Annotated in this window: 5 protein-coding genes; 4 read left to right on the top strand and 1 reads right to left on the bottom strand. The window is 73.2% G+C overall.

Annotated features, from left to right (window positions below):
• Both HCN56_RS23095 and HCN56_RS23090 read left to right on the top strand, forming a co-directional pair.
• On the top strand, positions 1–705 hold a 705-nt coding region (locus HCN56_RS23095; protein WP_167974217.1), incomplete at its 5' end, for an RDD family protein.
• Between the two features lie 155 nt (positions 706–860).
• Positions 861–1,595: an RDD family protein gene (locus tag HCN56_RS23090; protein WP_167974214.1), complete on the top strand. Its 735-nt coding sequence runs from the start codon at positions 861–863 to the stop codon at positions 1,593–1,595.
• Positions 1,596–1,778: 183 nt separating this feature from the next.
• Here HCN56_RS23090 and HCN56_RS23085 read toward each other — a convergent pair whose 3' ends face one another.
• A complete protein-coding gene (locus HCN56_RS23085) occupies positions 1,779–2,090 on the bottom strand; it encodes a hypothetical protein (RefSeq protein ID WP_167974212.1) in 312 nt (103 codons plus the stop codon).
• Between the two features lie 301 nt (positions 2,091–2,391).
• Here HCN56_RS23085 and HCN56_RS23080 point away from each other — a divergent pair, with 301 nt between their 5' ends.
• Both HCN56_RS23080 and HCN56_RS23075 read left to right on the top strand, forming a co-directional pair.
• Positions 2,392–4,764: an immune inhibitor A domain-containing protein gene (locus HCN56_RS23080; RefSeq protein WP_312871394.1), complete on the top strand. Its 2,373-nt coding sequence runs from the start codon at positions 2,392–2,394 to the stop codon at positions 4,762–4,764.
• Positions 4,765–5,117: 353 nt separating this feature from the next.
• Complete coding sequence (locus HCN56_RS23075; RefSeq protein ID WP_167974208.1) at positions 5,118–5,444, top strand: hypothetical protein; 327 nt, start codon at positions 5,118–5,120, stop codon at positions 5,442–5,444.
• Positions 5,445–5,470 lie beyond the last annotated feature (26 nt).

Raw genomic sequence — 5,470 nt, 5'->3', positions numbered from 1 at the left:
GGGCACGGGCTGCCCACCCGGTCGGTCCCCGCGCCCGGGCATCCGCTCGCCGGTTCCGCAGCCGGGCAGCCGGCCTTCCCCTCGCCGGCACAGCCGTTCGGCGCGGAGGGCGCCGCCGCTCCCCACGGGCCGGCCGGCGCCGCGCCGCTGCGCCCGGTGCAGCCGCTCGCGCTGTCGGCCACCGCTCCGTGGGAGACGGACCTCGGCCAGGCGTACCCGGCCGGACTGGGCCGTCGCCTCACCGCTCGGGTGCTGGACTCGCTGCTGCCGCTGGCCGCGGCGGCGGCGGTCGCCTGGCCCCTGGTGGATCGGGCGCGCGACCATGTGCAGGGGAAGATCGAGGCGGTCGAGCAGGCCGGAGTCACCGACACCGTCTGGTTGCTGGACACCACCACCGCCGGCTACCTCGGCATGGTCCTGGGCGCGATGCTCCTGGTGAGCCTGGTGCTGGAGGCGCTGCCTTCGGCCGTCTGGGGCCGCAGCCCCGGCAAGGCGGCGACCGGGCTGCGGCTCGCGACGATGGACGGCCACGACAAGCCGGGCGCCGGTTCGGTCCTGGTGCGCTGGCTGACCTACTCGGTGCTGGGCGTCCTCCTCGTCGGGCTGCTGAACGTGGTGTGGTGCCTGTGGGACCGGCCGTGGCGGCAGTGCTGGCACGACAAGGTGGCCGGCACCTTCGTCGCCGCGGTGCGCCGGCGGGGGTGACCCGGCGGTCCGCCGCCGACCTCGCTCCCGCCCCGGCCGACCGGTCGTGGTGACGCCCCGCCCCGCGCCGGGGCGTCAGCGCTTCGGGCGGGCGGCCGTCGCCCGATCGGCCCCCACCGGATGCGCGCGGCGGGGGCCGGGGTTGGACTCGGGACATGAGCACTGACCAGCCGCCTCCCGGCCCCGGTGACCCGCGGCCCGGGGAGTCCCCCCACGGCCAGCCGCCCCACGCCCCGCCGCCCGGCAGCCACGGGGTGCCGCCGCCGGCGGGCGACGCCGGCAGCCCCGGTGCCGATCCGCCCCCCGGCGGGCCGGGCGGCGGTCTGCCGCCTCCCGGGGGGTACGGCAACGCGCCGCCGCCTCCCGGGGGGTACGGCAACGCCCCGCCGCCGCCCGGGGGCTACGGCGCGCAGCCCGGCCCGTACGGCGACGAGGGCCCGTTGGCGGGGATGCCGCCGCTGGGCTCGCTGCCGCGGCGGCTGTTGGCGCGGATCATCGACTCGCTGCTGGTGGGCATCCCGGTCTTCCTGCTCCTGGGCGCGGCGACCGGTTTCAGCTCCGGCTACGACAGCACCGACGGCCGCTCGTGGTTCCAGCAGGCGGTGTTCCTGCTGGTGTACTTCGTCTACGAGGGCGTCATGCTGACCCGGCGCGGGCAGACGGTCGGGAAGATGGCGATGAAGATCCGGGTGGGCATGCTCGACAGCGGGAACACCCCCGCGGGCAACCCGGGCTGGACGCGGGCCGCGATCTACTCGCTGCCCCAGCTGATCCCGTGCCTGGGGTTCCTGTTCTGGCTGGTGAACGTGTTGTTCTGCACCTGGGACAAGCCCTACCGGCAGTGCCTCCACGACAAGGGCGCCAAGACCGTGGTGGTCTCGACCGCCTGACACCGCCCACGCTCCGGCCGGTCGCGAGTGGTCGCGATCGGTCGGGCGACAGTCGACACGTGGCTCACATGTGTGCGGTCCCGAACGCATCCGTTCGGGACCGCACACATGTGGTCGTCCTCGCACAGCCGTTCACGCCGTCCGCCCCGGGCGGTCACCCCGGAACAGCGACGAGGCCGGAAGTCAGACTCTGACTTCCGGCCTCGTGACGATTGCCGAGCTGTGGGCGGGGTGAGGAGGGTGGGGCGAGGGGACCGGCGCGACCGGCCCGGCCCCTGTTTCCGTCGGACGGGGCGGCACGGCCACGGGGCCGTGCGCGGCGGCGCGGCGGGGACGGAGCAGCACGCCGACACCGACGCCGAGGGCGAGGGCACCGGTGGCGAAGGCGGCGACGAGGACGGGGGATGCCTCGGGCACGAGCAGCAGCAGTAACAGGGTCACGGAGACCACCGTCGCCGAGCCGGCGACGGTCTGGAGCGGTGTCGGGTGCGGCATGGCTTGGGTCCGTCCGTCCTGGGGGGTGTGTGCTGACGGCCGCCCCGGAACGGATGGCTGGGGCAGCCCTACCGGCGTCGATTCCCGGCCGCGCCCAAGCGTAAGCCCCCACCGCCGACAGGATCGTTGCATGAGGGGGCGCACGGAGTCATGGCTCGGCGGCGCACGGTGCGCGATCCAGAAACGGCGGCGAAGCGGGAGGCTTCTGCTCTCTTTCCGTGCGTGCTCTGTCCTTTTGTGGTGTCACTGTGTCAGATTCCTCTCTGCACTGTCACTGATCGCGCAGGAGGACTGCCCCCAAGTGAACAGAAGTCTGAGATCCCGCACCCGATCGTCACGCGCCGTCGCCGCCGCGGGGGTCATCGCCCTCGGCGCCACCCTGCTGGGCACGGCAGGGACCGCGCACGCCGTCCCCGACGTCGATCACGAGAACAGCGCACACTCCGCCGCGCCGGCCCCTCGCAGCGAAGCCCCGGACCACCTGGAGAACCCGCTCGACGAGAAGCGGGTGGCGCTCAAGCAGGAGGCGCAGTCCCGGCTGATCACCGGCCAGGCCCGGCCCCGCAGCGAGAACGGCTCCGAGGTCGTCGAGCTGGCCGACGGCGAGTTCGCCGAGGTGGCCACGGTCGGCACCGACCGCATCTTCACGATCCTGGTGGAGTTCGGCGACGAGATCCACCCCGAGTTCGGCGGTGACCCCGGCCCGCTCGCCAATCAGATCGAGGAGCCGGACCGGGCGGTCGACAACACCACCATCTGGCAGCCCGACTTCGACCGGGCGCACTTCGAGGAGCTGTACTTCGGGGACGACCCGGACCGCGACTCCGTCAAGCAGTACTTCGAGAACCAGTCCTCCGGCCGCTACTCCATTGAGGGCCACGTCACCGACTGGGTCAAGGTCGACTACAACGAGGCCCGCTACGGCAACACCGCCTGCGGCTCCAACGTCTGCCGCTCGGTGTGGGAGGTCGTCTCCGACGGCGTCGACGCCTGGTACGAGGACCAGCTCGCCCGAGGTCTGAGCCGGACCGAGATCGAGGCGATCCTCGCCGAGTACGACGTCAAGGACCGCTACGACCACAACAACAACGGCGACTTCAACGAGCCGGACGGCTACATCGACCACTTCCAGATCGTCCACGCCGGCGAGGACGCCTCGGCGGGCGGCGGCGCGCAGGGCGACGACGCGATCTGGGCGCACCGCTGGTTCGCCTTCTACGACCTCGCCGGCCAGGTCGGCCCCGAGGGCAACCTCGCCGGCGGCACCCGCATCGGCGAGACGGACTTCTGGGTCGGCGACTACACCATCCAGCCGGAGAACGGCGGGGTCGGCGTCTTCGCCCACGAGTTCGCCCACGACCTGGGCCTGCCGGACCTGTACGACACCGCCGGCGGGGAGAACGGCACCACCTTCTGGTCGGCGATGTCCTCCGGCTCCTGGCTCGGCTACGGCGACGGCACCATCGGCGCCGTCCCCAACGAGATGGGCGCCTGGGAGAAGCTGCAACTCGGCTGGCTGGACCACGCGACCGCGAAGGCCGCGACCTCCTCGGTGCACCGCATCGGTTCCGCCGGGCTCACCTACCCCGAGGGCGAGCGCAAGCCGCTCAAGGGCAAGCAGGCGCTGATCGTCGAGCTGCCCGAGAAGGAGGTGACCCGGGAGGTGGTCGCCCCCGCCCAGGGCGAGTCCCAGTGGTGGAGCGGCTCCGGCAACGGCCTGGAGAACACGCTCACCCGCACCGTGGACCTGACCGGCGCCGAGACCGCCGCCCTGGAGCTGACCGGATGGTGGGAGATCGAGGAGGACTACGACTTCCTCTACGTCGAGGCCCGCGCCGGTGACGGCGGTTGGACCGTCCTCGACGGCACCGCCGACGGAGCGGCCCTGCCGCGCGACGGCGCCGACCGGCCCGCGCTGCACGGCGCCTCCGGCGGCCACGCCGAACTCGTCTACCCGCTGGACGCGTTCGCCGGCGCGCCCGTCGAACTCCGGTTCCGCTACCTGACCGACGTCGCCGTCGCCGACACCGGCTTCACCGCCGACGCGATCACCGTCACCGCCGACGGCGAGACCGTCTTCAGCGACGACGCGGAGAGCGGCGAGGGCGACTGGGCCGTGGCCGGGTTCTCCGTCATCGGCGGCTCCATCACCTCCACGCACGAGCAGTTCTACATCGTCGAGAACCGCCAGTACACCGGCTACGACCGGACGCTGGAACGCGGCCCGTACAACTTCGGGTTCCTCGACACCCGCCCGGACTGGGTGGAGCACTTCTCCTTCCGCCCCGGCATGCTCGTCTGGCTCTGGGACACCTCCCAGAACGACAACAACACCAGCGTCCACCCCGGCCGGGGACTGATCCTCCCGGTCGACGCGCACGCGAAGCCCGACCGCTGGGCCGACGGCAGCATCATGCGCAACCGGTTCCAGAGCCGGGACGCGACGTTCGGCTGGCGCCCGGTGGAGCGGCTCACCATCCACGCCAACGGTGAGCCCACCACGCTGCGCGCCAAGCCGGGCAACCCGGTCTTCGACGACCGGCGGGGCACCTACTGGTACGAGGAGAACCCGGGCAACAGCGTCATCGTCCCGGACACCAACACGAAGATCAGCGTCCTCACCGAGCTGCCCTTCGACGACGCGATTACCGTGCTCGTCTCCGCCTCCCGCTGACACCGGAGAGTGCAGTTACGGGTGCCCTGGGTCACGATCCGGGGGTCTCGCGGTAAAAGCGCAGGTCAGAGTGTGATTCGGCCGCCGCCCCTAGCGGGCGGCGGCCGTTCGCGTCAGGATGGCCGGTGACCGGACGCGCGCTCCCGGCCGGGAGCCGGGCGGCCGGGCCGGGCGCGCCACGCCCGGACGGGACCCGCGGGCAGGCCGCCGGCGGCCCCGGCACCGGCCCTGCGGGGACCCGGGCAGCCCGCCCGGAGTCAGGGTCGACCGAAGGAGACGGACACGGCAGGAGAGCGAAGGAGTGCACAGGGTGAGTACGGAACGGGTGCCCCTCGGGAGAGAGGCACGGCACCATGGCTGACGGCGGCTGGGTGAGAATGCCCGACGGCACGGTGGTGGTCGCGATGTCGCTGCCGCGCCCCGGCGGCCCGGGGCGCGTGCGGGTCCTGGTGCACGCCCAGAACCGGGCGCGCGCCCTCACCAGACTGCGGAACCTCGGACTGCGCTCGGTCTACCTGCGCGGCAACGGAGCCCCACCGTCGCCCGACGAGGTCACCGCCGTGCTCCACCACCCCGAGGGCGTGGTGTGGCGGGCCAACCCCGAGTGCGCGGTCGAGCGCTGGCGGCCGATGGGCGCGCTCCCGCGCCGGGAGCTGCGCTCCGGTCACCGGCCATCCTGACGCGAACGGCCGCCGCCCGCTAGGGG

The sequence above is a fragment of the Streptomyces lonarensis genome, assembly GCF_012033735.1.
GTDB classification, from domain to species: Bacteria; Actinomycetota; Actinomycetes; order Streptomycetales; family Streptomycetaceae; genus Streptomyces; species Streptomyces lonarensis.
This window is presented reverse-complemented; position numbering and strand designations above follow the sequence as displayed.

Coding starts and splice junctions, on each gene's coding strand:
- HCN56_RS23090 (WP_167974214.1), top strand. CDS start 861: ATGAGCACTGACCAGCCGCCTCCCGGCCCCGGTGACCCGCGGCCCGGG.
- HCN56_RS23085 (WP_167974212.1), bottom strand. CDS start 2,090: ATGCCGCACCCGACACCGCTCCAGACCGTCGCCGGCTCGGCGACGGTG.
- HCN56_RS23075 (WP_167974208.1), top strand. CDS start 5,118: ATGGCTGACGGCGGCTGGGTGAGAATGCCCGACGGCACGGTGGTGGTC.